Origin of the sequence: Enterococcus mundtii (genome assembly GCF_013394305.1) — a bacterium.
Classification (GTDB): Bacteria; Bacillota; Bacilli; order Lactobacillales; family Enterococcaceae; genus Enterococcus_B; species Enterococcus_B pernyi.
Window position 1 is genome coordinate 809,535 of sequence record NZ_AP019810.1, and the last position, 13,036, is coordinate 822,570.

The following is a 13,036-nucleotide window of genomic DNA, read 5'->3' on the forward strand; positions in this document are numbered from 1 at the left end:
CCTTACAACGTTCGTTTTACAAAGCCGTCTGCCTCAGCTAGTTTTCTTTTTGCTGTCTCTTTGTCACTATTCGTCAATAACATAACGATCGCTAGTTTAACATTTTGTTCCGCTTCATAAAAGTATTTTTCTGCTGTTTCATAATCCACTTCTGTTGCTTCCATGATGATTCGCTTTGAACGTTCGACTAATTTGTCATTTGTTGGCTTGACATCGACCATTAGATTATTGAATACTTTTCCGATACCGATCATACTGATTGTAGAAATCATATTTAAAATCAATTTCTGTGCAGTTCCAGATTTTAAACGTGTCGAACCTGTTAAAAATTCTGGTCCGGCATCTACCTCAATAGGAAAATCAGCATGTTGACTGATTTCAGCTTCTTTATTACAAGAAATCGTGGCCGTCTTTGCGCCGATTGAACGAGCATAGTCTAAGCCACCAATCACATAAGGCGTGCGACCGCTTGCCGCGATACCTACGACCAAATCATTTTCCGTCAAGTTCAACTGGATCAAATCTTCTTTCCCTAACTCAAGTGAATCCTCTGCACCTTCAACTGCGACAGTCATAGCCGCTTCACCACCTGCAATCAAACCAACGACCATTTCAGGCTCTACACCAAATGTAGGAACACACTCGGCTGCATCCAGTACACCCAATCGTCCACTTGTGCCAGCGCCCATGTAGATCAAGCGTCCATTTTTTTTGAAAGAAACAATCGCGGCTTCAATCACTGGTTCAATACTTGGTAGTTCTTTTGCGATAGCTGCCGCCACTTCATGATCTTCTTGATTCATCAAGCGAGCGGCTTCAGAAACACTCATCTCATCCAAACCAAATGTCTTTTGATTTCTACGTTCCGTTGTTAATTTATCTAAATCGATCGTCATTTCTCAATTCCTTCTTTACATTTAAATTTATAAATCATTCCTGCATGGATTTGTTGGATCAATGGCAAATCAGCCGAGATCACTCGTGCCACACAATTGACTTTTTCATCTGCTGGTAAATCTTCTTTCATTAGTTGGATTTCACCCATATAGCGAAGATACGCTTCATTATCTAACGTGACCGTACCTGTTTTCCGTTCATCTGTTAGTCGAGCAGGAATAGGAGGGATTTCTCTAAATCGTGCATCTGCACTACGTACCACAGCTTTAGCTTCATCTTGTCGATTCGTATGTGTACCTAAAATGATTGGACCAAATGTTGGGTCCAACAATGTCACATGCAATAAGATACCACCTGTTTCTTTATAATACGAAAATTGTTCCTGCGTGGTCAGCGATAGCCCACCGTCACCAATATAGATCAGATCCGTTCCACATGAAGCTAAGTCTAGCGCTGCTGCCAAAGGATGTTGGTAACGATGTTCTTCCAATGTTGGAAGTCCTTTGTATAAAGGCCCTCTCAACACTTCATCTCCTGGTACAAATCCTTGAATCGTAAATCCTTGTTCTGCTAACCATTGATTTTTTCTTTGGTACCACGATTTGTCTAACCCTGTTTCTGGGCGCGGATAATAATTGTGCCAAGCTTCCATCTGAGTAAAATCAGCACCTGCTTCTTTTAATTCTTGCACATCTTGTTCAGTGATCGTGCTTGCATTCAAACTGATTTTCAATTGATGAGACCACTTCGCAATCTGTTGGTTCGACAGGTGATAATCCATCCGCAGACCTGTCACACCAATCTCTTTTAATGGCTCAAGATTTTCTAAGGAGAACCCTGCCAACTCTAATGCCTTACCCGATATATCTACCATCAACTCTAATCCGGTTGCTTTTGCTTCTTGGCCAAGTTCAGTCAAACGCCTTTTATAAGCTGAAGGATCATCTTCTGGAATATGCATGGATGTAAAGATACCAATAAATCCCTTCTCTGCCATTTCATGGATATACGTTTTCGTTTCTTCGGACAACTCTTGATTCATAAATACAGAAAAACCAAACATGTACTCTCCCCCTTACCATGTATCCGCATTCATTTATAAATTGATTATACTTCGTATGAAATAATTTTTCAACATAAATATAAAATATATTAAATTTCATTTCTTAATAGTGTAAAAAAAAACGAATCAATGAATTCATCTAAGCAACTAATCCAAAAAAGCCGAAAATAGTCCAACCTATTTTCGGCTTTTATAGATTATTCAGTTGATCAGTTCTGACAGAATCCTTTAATCAATTTATGTAAGAATAAGTTTTTTGTGTTTCTTTGACTAACCTTTGTCTAAGGCTTTTTCTTGTTCGTCTAAAGCTAGCGACACTTTGTTGCCAAATTGCCCTTTGAGGGTCTCCTTCAATCCTGTACCTGCTGAAGAAATCGTGCGTTTTGCTCTATTTGTCTCATTCTTCCCAGATTGATTTGTCGTTCTTATTTTCAATCCCTTCTCACTTTTCAGCGCGATTCCAAGTGAACGAGTTAAGCATTTCTCCATATCTTTCTGATATTTCTCCCACCATTGATCAATCGTTTCAATCATTTCAAACATCTCAAAACCTCCATTCTTTTTAATCCAATTGTGCCAGTTTCTTACGATAGACCTGCTCGTTATCTTCTAGGTCAAGCTGGATTTTCTTTCGTTGATGGCGCAATTCCGTCGACAGATCCTCTTCTAAACGAGAAATCATGATACGTCCATAGTCAAAGGCCTCTTGTGGTTCAGAAAAAGAGTGCAAAATCAATCGGAGATCTTTGTAAGTTGCTTCCGCTAGCTCATGGACTTTTCTTTCTGTTGCAATCAATGCTTCTTCTTGCTCTGATAACCCTCGTTTCGTTGCTTGATATGTTTCATAAAGCTGTATTTCCTGACTCAATTTTCCTCTCCTCCTTTTATACACCAAACAATTGATTCGCTAATTCTTTGTCACTTGTCACCATTTCATTGATTTTTCGGGTGATTTCATCGGCGAGCGTTTGAAACTGTTCCGACATCTGATCGATCTGGCGGATTTTATCTCTAAATTCCTGTGTTGGCTCATCGACAATCTCCCATTTTGTACAATTAACTTCGGCTAATGTTTCAATTACCTCGTTGTACGTCAAATGTGGCGTATAATTGCGTACTCTTCCCAACCAGTCATTCCATAACTCTTCCAACTCCGTGATCCCGTTTTGGTAAATCACGCGAACATTGCTCATCGCCTCATCAAATTTACTTGCTGCGGTCCGTACTACAGCAAATGCTTGGCTATCCTCTAAATAAATTTTTTCTGATTGAGAAAGTCCGCCGCCACTTGCAGTCAGCTTCTTACCTAACTCTTTTAAGGTCAAGAATTCTTTGATTTGAACCTTGAGCCACTCATTTTCTTCTTTCAAACGCTTGATTTCATCTAGCGTATGTTCGCCACTGACTGCTAGTAGTTTGATCATTGCTTCGTTTTCCAAAAGTGTTTGTTGCCACAAAGTTGGGGCTAACAAGATCCCCCCATTGCCATCAACGTATACGATGATCTGTCCATGCTTATCGATATAATTTCCTTCTTTATCAACCCTGAATTGATCCAATGAATGCCCTGCTGTTTGCCACCCCGGGTTATCAATCCCAAAACTATTGATTGGAAGCATCCCTTTCCCACCAGTGAAAAGCCCACTCGTGACGACATCCGAAGTGTCGTAGATATTGATCAGGGTACCGTTGTGATTATCGAATAAGGCTTGTGCAAGCCCTGGTCCTGCCGCGCCGTACGTCACACTATCATAACCATTGATCGCTGCGACAAAAAGTGCTTTAGCGCCACCTAATGAGTGTCCTGTCGTTGAGATCGTATAGCCATCTGATTTGGGATACTGCTTTTCAATTTCACGGGCATAGTTCAAGGCAGAAGCAAATGCACCATTTGAGTGTTTATTACTTCGACCAATTTCCCCAAGGTTAGTATGCCAATCTTTGAGCGAAGTCGTGCCAGCATAGGCAATCGTCAGGTTTTTGGTGATGACGGAGTCGGGGAAGCCATTGACTTTCATCAGCTCTTCATCATCAAATGCCTTGTACTGATCCTTAAGTTCAGCGACCACCATTGCCTGCATACTGTTTTCCTTTGGTTTAGATTCATTACCTATTTTATCTTTATCTGTATTTAAAGTTCCTATAACGATATGGTTTGTTCCAAGAGGTTTATCACCATAATTTACCTTGCTACTTTCTAATTGATATATAAATTCAGATAAGTATCTATTTTGATCCATTAATTTATTCCTCCTGTATAATAAACAATTTGATCATCTGAGATATCAATCCCTTTTTCTTCCTTTCTTTCATCAATAAAATAAGGTCCCTGACCTCTGCCACTAGTTATTCTGTAAATAAACTTATCTGTTTCTGCAGATATTGTGTTTAACAATACTTCTTCTTGATAAACATCATTAACTGTGAAATAGATCACTAATGAATTCATCGGACTAACCGAATATCCAGTAAATTCTATCTTCTCAATATTCGAATACTCTCTGATACTCAACATTTTTTCTAAATATTCTTCCGTTGTTATTCCTCCTTCTTTTTGATATTCTTCTACGATTTCCTTTTGTTTCTCACTATCTCTCGTATAAATTCGATAGTTATTGTACACATAATTCGCCAAATCTTTCTGTATTTCCAGCAATTCTTGGCGATCTTCTTCCCTTTTATCCATATGCATTTTTCCTCCGATTCCTCCTAAAATAATTACTACTAATACACCTAACCAAAGTCGTTTCTTCATAGCTCCTCCTTTCAGATTCTATCTTGTTCTATATATGTTCAGACTAAGCTTCTCGCTTATTCTGGAATTTTTATGTAATATATATTTTTTTCATAGTTATGTACTTCTACAATAAAAGATAATTATATGAATAGGTAATACGTCATAACCGTTGATTTCTCTCACCAATTTCCTCAAGGTTTGTATGCCAATCTTTGAGCGAAGTCGTGCCAGCGTAAGCAATCGTAAGGTTTTTGGTGATGACGGAGTCGGGGAAGCCAGGTACTTTTTTTAATTGCTCTTCATTGTACCCAAGATATTCCTCTTTTATTTTAGCAACTACCATTGCTTGCATACTATTTTTCTTTGGCTTAGATTCATTGCCGATTTTGTCTTTATTTGTATCTATTGTATCTATAACGATAAATTGAGTCCCTTTTACTAGTTTACCGATTTTTACTAGACCGTTTTCGATACGATATACAAATTTAGATATCTTTCTATTTTGGTCCATTAGTCTATCCCTCCCCTATAGTATATAATTTGATCATCAGGGAGTACAAGTTGAGTTTTTGCTTCTTTTTCAGTGATATAATAGGGACCCTCACCTGTACTATTAGTTATTGTATAAATGAACTTGTCTGTTTCTGCTGACCTTGTATCTAACCATACTTCTTCTTGATAGACATCATTAACTGTGAAATAGATAATTAATGAATTCATTGGATCAATGGAATATCCAGTAAATTCAATTTTAGTTATCTCCTCATATTCTCTGACCTCCAACAATGCTTTCAAATATTCTTCCGTTGTCATTTCACCTTGTCCGCGGTCATACTTTCTGAAAATTTCTTCTTCTTTCTCCCGATTGTTTACATAGAGACGATAATTATTATATACATAATTCGCCAGATCTTTCTGTATTTCCAACAGTTCTTGACGATCTCCTTCTCTTTTATCCATATACATTTTTCCTCCAATTCCTCCTAAAATAATTACTACTAATACACCTAACCAAAGTCGTTTCTTCATATACGCTCCTTTATCTATGAATATCTGTTCCCTCATATTATTTTCTATCATAGGGTTACTCTCTTTTTTGTTATATACGTTTTTTCACTCAATTGTTTTTATGTAAAACTTCTCACTATGCCTATGGTCGTATCACTAAGGATTGATATCGGATGTTTTTTAATGAAAAAAGACATCTAAAACAGAAGGATTTCTGCTTTAGATGTCTTTATGACTATAAGATTATTCGCTAACTGTTACGTCGCCTGTTACTGATGCGTCGTTTTCGTCAAGTTTTGCTGAATCTTGGTATTCTTGTTTTTCAAATGTTACGTTACCCTCTACTTTTGCTCCGTCTAATACAAAGCCGTTCGCTTTTACAAGTACGTCACCTTTGATTGTTCCGTGAACGATATTTGTGTTTTCTGATTCAACGATCAATGTTGGAACAGTGATTGTGTATTCAGCAGTTACGTTACGGTCATCGTCTTGTGAGTACAAAGCAATTTTACGGTAGATGTCTGCACTTGCATCATCTTTGTCATGGAATTCGCCTGCGATAGTTACATCATTTGAGAATGTCACATCACCTGTTGCTGCAACGATCCAGTTACCGTCAGCTGACATTGCTTTTTCTAAAACAGCTGGATCATCACTGATTGAAGCTGTTGATACAACATCTGCTGAACTTTCTGTTGTACTTACTTCTGTTGTTGATGAAGCTGAACTAGAATTAGATGAATCATTGTTGTCAGCACCACAAGCTCCTAAAGCCAAAAGTGCTGTTGCTGTTAAACCTAATAAAGATAATTTTTTTGATAACATTAAATTTCTTCCTCTCTTTTTGTATTCCTATGAAATTATACCATGAAAGCGTACTTATGTGAAATAATCTTCATGAAAAGAAAAAATATTTTATATAGTAGAAAATTTACGATAACATCCTCTAGTTATTCTTGTTACGCCAAGAATAAAAACAGCTAGTCAAAGGTAACTAATTCCGTATTTTCAACAAAAAAGTCAAAGAATGTGTCATTTGCCATCGGATGAAAATAGGCATTGATGATTCGGATCAGTGCATTATGGCAAACAAGCAAGTAGACATTGTCCTCATCTTCTAAGCACTCTTTCAATAAAGGAGTGATCCGTGCATACACATCTAAAACCGATTCCCCATTTGGAAAACGTACCGCAAAATTTTGGCGTGCACGTTGAAAGTCTTCGTCTTCGCTAGGACGCCCATCATAATCCCCAAAATCCATCTCGATCAGTCGTTCATCCACTGTCATAGGTAGATTGACTTTTTTGGCTACCGCTTGTGCCGTATCTCTTGCGCGTTGCAAAGGGGAATGTATGATCTTGGTGATCGGTATTTCCAAGTTTGCAACTTTTTCAGCGAGTTTTTCTGCTTGTTGTTTACCTTTTTCTGTTAATTCGATGTCTGCATGGCCACAAACTAAGCCTTGAGCATTCCAAGTCGTTTCGCCATGTCTAGTAATATATAACATTAGATAACTCTCCTTTATTTTATGCTCTTTCAATTTTATCATACAATTTCAGTCCAAATGGATCATCTGCTTGGAGTCGACGACGTTCGATTAGCCTTAGTGATTCAAATGTGTGTTTCTCTTCTTCTCAAGTCGATTCTTTTCGTTGCGACTTTTTCTAAGAATCGCTGGTCATGGTCGACGATCAACATCGCTGGTTTGACTTGTACTAAAAGCTGCTCGATTTGTTCTTGATTGAACACGTCCAGATAATTCAATGGCTCATCCCAGATATAAAGATCTGCGGATTGTGCAAATGATTTGGCTAATTCCACTTTTTTTCTTTGCCCCATACTCATGTTTTCAATGGAGGTATGAAACACGTCTCTTTCCATTCCTAATTTACGAAGATTATTTAAAAAGAGTTCCAAGTCTAGCTGATTCTTTTGCGCAAAATCTGTTAATGTTCCGGTGTTATCTTCATAGTTTTGGCGAACATAACTGATGCTGATTGTTGCCGGACGTGTGACATCCCCCTTGGATTGACCAGTAAATTCCCCAAGTAAATACTGGATGATCGATGATTTACCACTACCATTAGGTCCAGTTATTGCCACACACTCTTGTTGCTCGATGCTAAAGCTGATAGGATCGAATAACATCTCTTCATAGCCTAATTGTAGATTTTCTACTGTCAATAAGCGTTTATGATGCGACTGATTTGGGCACATATTCAATGAATCGATCGACTCTAGATCTTTCAATAATTTCTCTTTCTCACTAATTTGAGTTTCCATCCGATTGACGATCGCTTTTGAACGTTTCATTGTACGAGCAGCATCCGCTCCAATTGCGCCACGATTGACACGCCGTGCTTCGGTATCAATAAAGCCAACACGTTTTTTTGTTTTGTCTCCTTCTCGAGAGTTAGCCCACTCCGCTTTTTCAGCTGCGGTTTTTTTCAAACGTCCGACTTCTTTTTTGATTTTTTGGTTTTGTGCTAACTCAAATTCATCTTTTCTACGCTTTTGTTCTTCGTAGACGGAATAATTTCCTTGATAGATCACTAATTGACTTTTTTCGATGACCAAAAGATGGTCAACGACTTCATCAATAAACTGACGATCATGACTGACAACAATAAACCCTTGTTTTTTCTTATTCAGGTATTCAGCTACTTGCTGACGCCCAATCACATCTAAGTGATTTGTTGGTTCGTCAATCAGTGGAAAATGCAGCTCATCGGTAAATAAGAGAGCCAGCAATACTTTTGTTTTTTCTCCGCCGGAAAGGGAATCGTAAGGGCGCCAGAGAATTTCCGGATTTGCCTGCATCAACATCAGCTCACGCTCGATCTCCCATAACTCACAATCTGAAACTTCTAACAACACATCATAGGTTAGTCGATTCGTTTCCCTGACCTGTTGTGGAAAATAGACAAATTCTTGTTGATGGGTCACTTGTCCTTGATAAGGTAGTTTGTTTTGCAAAATAGTTAATAACGTCGTTTTGCCACGACCATTTCGACCAATCAGTCCTAATTTCCATGTGGAATCAATATTTAAGTTTGCTTGATCGAATAACAGATCGTCTTGGCTGTCATAGCCAAACGTCAATTGTTTGATTTCGATTTTAGACATTTATCTTCACCTCGTTATAAAAAAGACCAGTCCTATTTTCAGAACTGGTCAAAGAAGATGAGTACAAAAAGAGACCCACTCATTGAAAACAGCCAATTCTGAAAATCTGCATACTATCCCCTTGAACGAACAAGGTATAGTTAAAATGCAGCTTCAACAAATTGACTTACTTTTTCAATGCGCGGATCCCTCACTTTGTCTTTATTTGCCACTAGGTTACCATAGGTGTTTTAAGACTGTCAACCAATAAATTATTGAAACAAGCCACTGATTGCCTGTGAAAGCAGTCTGACGTTCTCTAGTGTTTCTTGATGATCCAATGCCTTATCAAGAGAAGTTGGGCCAGTTTGGATACTAAATACACTAGGAAGGATCGTCGTTAATTCACCTAAATCTTTTTCCCGACTCCCACAGAACGCTACAACTTTTTTGTTGTGTTTTTTTGCCAAAGAAGCTACACCATAAGGCACTTTCCCATGAATTGTCTGTTGATCGATCCGTCCTTCTCCTGTAATCACGATATCGGCTGATTTGATTTTATCTTCTAAGTCTACTAACTCAGAGACAGTCATAAAACCTGCTTTCATCGTAGCCCCGACAATGGCTAGAGCGCCTCCGATTCCACCCGCTGCGCCACTGCCAGCGAGTTTATTCAAATCAATTGCTGTGCTTTCTTTGATTTGTTCAACGATCTTTTCTGCTTGGGCTTCCAAATATGCTAGAGTTTCTGGTGAACCACCTTTTTGTTTCCCAAATAGTTGAGTCGCACCCTGTTTGCCAGTGTAAGGACTCGTAACGTCCGCTGCGATCGTTAATCGTTGCTCGATTCGCTCTAATTGAGAGACGTCGATTGTCTCGATGGATAACAAAGGATTCCCTTCTGTAACGCCATTTAGTTTCGCCCCTAATGACTGCAATAAACCCAAGCCTCCATCAGAACAACCGCTACCACCTAATGTTACGATAACTTCGTCTACTTGCTGATCCAAAGCATCTTTGATCAACTCTCCTAAACCAAAACTTGAAGCTAACCGGATCGTTTGATCTGTCGGTTCGGTCAACAAGTCCAATCCAATGACTTCCGTCGATTCAATGATGGCTAACTTACGGTTCTTTTTTTGTGTCAGTAAATAACGACATGCTTTTTCCCGAAAGAGCAAATCTGGACAAAAAAGTGTTCGCCATTCCCCACCTAAAGTAGCGTAAATCACTTCAGCAGTTCCTTCGCCACCATCTGCGATAGGTTGATTGACTGTTTGTTCCGCCTCCCCCCAGCCTTGCAATGCTGCTTGGTTGAGTTCAATAGACGATGCGCTACCTTTAAACGAATCGATTGCTGCAAGTAATTTCATTCTGAGACTCCTTTTTCTGCGATGATTGAACAACGTGTTTTTCTTTAACTATATCATATCTAACGTGCTTCAATACCGCTATATTCATAGATAGAAAATACTTCAGGATCATAATCGATAAACCGCTGTGACCAATTTTCTACATCAAAAAATTCGATGATCTCACGATCGACGGTTTGATAAGGGCTATCTAAGAAGGCAGGAAGTTCATCCAAATTCCTTTCTTCCAACAAGAAAATATTTTGTGGATTGTAGAAACGATACCCGGAAATCGCTTTGTTATCAGTGACTAATTTTTTTTGGAAGAAAATAGATTCAAATGTTCGTAAAGTCACACCACTTTGACCTTCTCGCAACAATTCCAAAATACCGGTCGAACCATTCGTCTTTTGTAAATATTCTGTATAGGTCAGATACCCTTCTTGATCATTTCCACGACTTGGTAAAATATAAAAGTTTGTTGAAATACCTAACTGTTCAAATGCGGCTTGATAATCATCTGCTCGTTGTTTTCTGCCGTTATCAGTTGCTCCAAAGAACAGATCAGTCGTGACTTCAGCTTTTGGTAATTCCATCTCTTTTGAATAAAAAGAACTATTGTGTTTAATCCCTAACTCTTTTGCTTCTAAAATATCAAAATGGTAAATGTCATCAATTGCTGGTTCTGCTTCTGCTTTCTTCAATAATTGAAGGTGTTCTTCTTTAAAATGGTTCCAAAAGAAGAGGATGATCTTCGCATTTGTGTACGGTCGAATACGAGAAGCAAATGCCACATCAAATCCATAATCTAAAAAAATAATTAGTTTATATTGATCGAGTTGCTGTTGGAACGATGACATAAAGAAATCATCCATCAAATCTTTTGCTGAGATGACGTCCATTGTTTGTACGTATGGGAAAAAATATAACGCCTTATTTTTCGCTATAAGCAATCGTTCGTGTTGGCTCATAGTTATCAACTCCTTATTTTTACTTACTCAAAACAATCCTATTAATTATGGGTTTCCTCTTATAATAGCCCTGCATGAAAGGAAAAAGCGAATGAAACGCTTTCGTTTCAAGTTATTTTTTATAGAAATATAACAATAATTATCAAAACAGATAAGAGTTCTATGATTGTTTCATTAAAAATTACAAAAAAGTTTTCAGAATAGTTGTAATTGTCAGACAATTTGTTATTATAGAGAATATTATTTTATAACCTATTTGTTTTTTCATTCATGTTTTTAGAAAAGAGGGTTTTTGATGGAAAGTACAGAACAAACAAAATTAAAAAAACAGCTAAGCTCCAGACACATCACGATGCTTGCTTTGGGTGGTGCAATTGGTGCTGGTTTATTCAAAGGAAGTGGTGAAGCCATTGGGATCGCTGGTCCTGCGGTCTTGCTTGCTTTTTTGATCGGTGGTGGTATTTTATTTATTGTTATGAGTGGTCTGGGTAAGTTAGTTTTAGACGGTGGGGATACACAACATGGATTATCTGGCTTGATTCGCCCTTATTTAGGTAATCATTCTGCGGATTTCGTCGACTGGGTCTATTATTCCATGTGGATGATCAATATCATCGCTGAGGCTGTAGCAGCAGCTTCCTTCTTACAATTATGGTTTCCGCATGTTCCTGCATGGTGTTTCATCTTACTTTTAGCTATTTTAACGACTCTGATCAATCTTTATTCTGTCCGCTTGTTTGCTGAAACCGAATATTGGTTGGCTTTTGCGAAGATCAGTGTCATTATCTTGATGATTCTTTTCGGGTTATATCTCGTCGGACAACAAATGTTAGGAACTGGAATTTTTCCTACATTAAGTCAATTGACTGATCACGGTGGCTTTACTCCCCATGGATTAAAAGGGGTCGTTAGTTCATTACTTGTCGTTATCTATTCATATGGTGGGTCAGAATTGATTGCAATTACTGTCAGTGAAGCGGACGATCCTAAAAAAGCCATACCAAAAGCGATAAAAGGGGTCATGGGCCGAATTGTTTCCTTCTATATTATTCCGCTTTTCTTATTGCTGATTCTTTTCCCTTGGAATACTTTAGCTGGTTCTGCGGTTAGCCCGTTCGTCTTGGTGTTTGAACAGATGAATATCCCTTTTGCTAGTGATATCGTGAACTTCGTCATTGTCTTGGCACTCTTTTCATCGATCAATTCTGGCGTTTATGCTTCTTCTCGTCTCTTGTTTTTCCGTTTGAAAGACAAAAAAGGCACCGCCAAGAAACTGGCAAAGTTGAACAAACATTATGTGCCACAACGTGCTGTATTATTTTGTACCAGCGTGCTATATCTAGGGGTCATCCTTTCCTATTTCGTAGGTGACAAACTTTTCGGTTACTTAGCCGGTTCTCTTTCTTATACGGTACTCGTGATTTGGCTAATGATCAGCGCTGCCGCTTTTCGTTTAGCATTGAAGAAAGGCACTTGGCAAGCCAAAAGTTTTAATTTATTTGCTTTGATCGCGTTAAGCTTGATCTTGATTGGGATACTCATGACAAATTCAATTGGTGTAACGGTCTTGACAGCTTTATTATATGCGGTGATTTTCTTTAGCTATCAAAAGAAAAAAGATGTCTTTACGATAAAAAATGAGCCTTTTTCTTCGATATGATTGATGGTAAAGATAGATAACTAAAACTTCCCCATGAACCAGCTAGAAAATACGAGATCACTTGATGGATCTTTGAGCTTTCTAGCTGGTTTTTATTAATCTTTTTAGAGAACTTTGAGCCTGAATGAACCATTCGCCCAAAAAGATCCCCCTCGTTTTTTTGCAACGACACTTGAACAGATGTTGTTTCACTTCATCGATACGTTCACTTGATAAGTCAATCCATTGATTATCCAAAAAAA

13 protein-coding genes and 1 pseudogene are annotated in these 13,036 nt (G+C 38.2%); 1 reads left to right on the forward strand and 13 read right to left on the reverse strand.

Annotation, left to right across the window (positions count from 1 at the left end; translation table 11 throughout):
- Positions 1 to 2: 2 nt before the first annotated feature.
- The 13 genes and pseudogenes from murQ to HZ311_RS03920 form a co-directional block, all read right to left on the reverse strand.
- Entirely contained in the window at positions 3 to 896 is an 894-nt protein-coding gene (gene murQ, locus HZ311_RS03860) for an N-acetylmuramic acid 6-phosphate etherase (protein ID WP_023520118.1), read from the reverse strand.
- Positions 893 to 1,960 (reverse strand): DUF871 domain-containing protein, encoded by a 1,068-nt coding sequence (locus HZ311_RS03865; RefSeq protein ID WP_023520119.1) that lies wholly within the window; start codon positions 1,958 to 1,960, stop codon positions 893 to 895. Before HZ311_RS03865 ends, murQ begins: the two co-directional genes overlap by 4 nt.
- Positions 1,961 to 2,230: 270 nt before the next feature.
- Positions 2,231 to 2,503, reverse strand: coding sequence for a hypothetical protein (locus tag HZ311_RS03870; protein WP_010734740.1), 273 nt, complete (start codon positions 2,501 to 2,503; stop codon positions 2,231 to 2,233).
- Between the two features lie 19 nt (positions 2,504 to 2,522).
- Complete coding sequence (locus HZ311_RS03875; protein WP_023520120.1) at positions 2,523 to 2,828, reverse strand: hypothetical protein; 306 nt, start codon at positions 2,826 to 2,828, stop codon at positions 2,523 to 2,525.
- 16 nt (positions 2,829 to 2,844) lie between these two features.
- Complete coding sequence (locus HZ311_RS03880; protein WP_023520121.1) at positions 2,845 to 4,200, reverse strand: lipase family protein; 1,356 nt, start codon at positions 4,198 to 4,200, stop codon at positions 2,845 to 2,847.
- A complete protein-coding gene (locus tag HZ311_RS03885) occupies positions 4,200 to 4,715 on the reverse strand; it encodes a hypothetical protein (RefSeq protein WP_023520122.1) in 516 nt (171 codons plus the stop codon). The genes HZ311_RS03880 and HZ311_RS03885 overlap by 1 nt, the downstream gene beginning before the upstream one ends.
- A gap of 151 nt (positions 4,716 to 4,866) precedes the next feature.
- Positions 4,867 to 5,208 (reverse strand): annotated as a pseudogene (locus HZ311_RS03890) (triacylglycerol lipase); the annotation flags it as partial.
- Positions 5,208 to 5,777, reverse strand: a complete 570-nt coding sequence (locus HZ311_RS03895; RefSeq protein ID WP_023520124.1) for a hypothetical protein — start codon at positions 5,775 to 5,777, stop codon at positions 5,208 to 5,210. The gene HZ311_RS03895 and the pseudogene HZ311_RS03890, both read right to left, overlap by 1 nt.
- A 171-nt stretch (positions 5,778 to 5,948) precedes the next feature.
- Complete coding sequence (locus HZ311_RS03900; protein ID WP_019723609.1) at positions 5,949 to 6,530, reverse strand: polymer-forming cytoskeletal protein; 582 nt, start codon at positions 6,528 to 6,530, stop codon at positions 5,949 to 5,951.
- 155 nt (positions 6,531 to 6,685) lie between these two features.
- On the reverse strand, positions 6,686 to 7,213 hold the full coding sequence (locus HZ311_RS03905; RefSeq protein WP_010734735.1) for a histidine phosphatase family protein: 528 nt from the start codon (positions 7,211 to 7,213) through the stop codon (positions 6,686 to 6,688).
- A gap of 104 nt (positions 7,214 to 7,317) precedes the next feature.
- Complete coding sequence (locus tag HZ311_RS03910) at positions 7,318 to 8,832, reverse strand: Lsa family ABC-F type ribosomal protection protein (protein ID WP_010734734.1); 1,515 nt, start codon at positions 8,830 to 8,832, stop codon at positions 7,318 to 7,320.
- Between the two features lie 251 nt (positions 8,833 to 9,083).
- Positions 9,084 to 10,184, reverse strand: a complete 1,101-nt coding sequence (locus HZ311_RS03915) for a glycerate kinase family protein (protein ID WP_010734733.1) — start codon at positions 10,182 to 10,184, stop codon at positions 9,084 to 9,086.
- 59 nt (positions 10,185 to 10,243) lie between these two features.
- Complete coding sequence (locus HZ311_RS03920) at positions 10,244 to 11,134, reverse strand: hypothetical protein (protein WP_010734732.1); 891 nt, start codon at positions 11,132 to 11,134, stop codon at positions 10,244 to 10,246.
- Between the two features lie 295 nt (positions 11,135 to 11,429).
- On the opposite strand from HZ311_RS03920, the gene HZ311_RS03925 reads away from it, so the two are divergent.
- Entirely contained in the window at positions 11,430 to 12,794 is a 1,365-nt protein-coding gene (locus HZ311_RS03925; RefSeq protein WP_010734731.1) for an amino acid permease, read from the forward strand.
- The last annotated feature ends 242 nt before the right edge of the window (positions 12,795 to 13,036 follow it).

Excerpts from the sequence above, each read along its gene's own strand:
- HZ311_RS03865 (WP_023520119.1), bottom strand. The coding sequence starts at position 1,960 with ATGTTTGGTTTTTCTGTATTTATGAATCAAGAGTTGTCCGAAGAAACG.
- HZ311_RS03905 (WP_010734735.1), bottom strand. The coding sequence starts at position 7,213 with ATGTTATATATTACTAGACATGGCGAAACGACTTGGAATGCTCAAGGC.
- HZ311_RS03920 (WP_010734732.1), bottom strand. The coding sequence starts at position 11,134 with ATGAGCCAACACGAACGATTGCTTATAGCGAAAAATAAGGCGTTATAT.
- HZ311_RS03900 (WP_019723609.1), bottom strand. The coding sequence starts at position 6,530 with ATGTTATCAAAAAAATTATCTTTATTAGGTTTAACAGCAACAGCACTT.
- HZ311_RS03870 (WP_010734740.1), bottom strand. The coding sequence starts at position 2,503 with ATGTTTGAAATGATTGAAACGATTGATCAATGGTGGGAGAAATATCAG.
- HZ311_RS03885 (WP_023520122.1), bottom strand. The coding sequence starts at position 4,715 with ATGAAGAAACGACTTTGGTTAGGTGTATTAGTAGTAATTATTTTAGGA.
- HZ311_RS03910 (WP_010734734.1), bottom strand. The coding sequence starts at position 8,832 with ATGTCTAAAATCGAAATCAAACAATTGACGTTTGGCTATGACAGCCAA.
- murQ (WP_023520118.1), bottom strand. The coding sequence starts at position 896 with ATGACGATCGATTTAGATAAATTAACAACGGAACGTAGAAATCAAAAG.
- HZ311_RS03880 (WP_023520121.1), bottom strand. The coding sequence starts at position 4,200 with ATGGATCAAAATAGATACTTATCTGAATTTATATATCAATTAGAAAGT.
- HZ311_RS03925 (WP_010734731.1), top strand. The coding sequence starts at position 11,430 with ATGGAAAGTACAGAACAAACAAAATTAAAAAAACAGCTAAGCTCCAGA.
- HZ311_RS03895 (WP_023520124.1), bottom strand. The coding sequence starts at position 5,777 with ATGATAGAAAATAATATGAGGGAACAGATATTCATAGATAAAGGAGCG.
- HZ311_RS03915 (WP_010734733.1), bottom strand. The coding sequence starts at position 10,184 with ATGAAATTACTTGCAGCAATCGATTCGTTTAAAGGTAGCGCATCGTCT.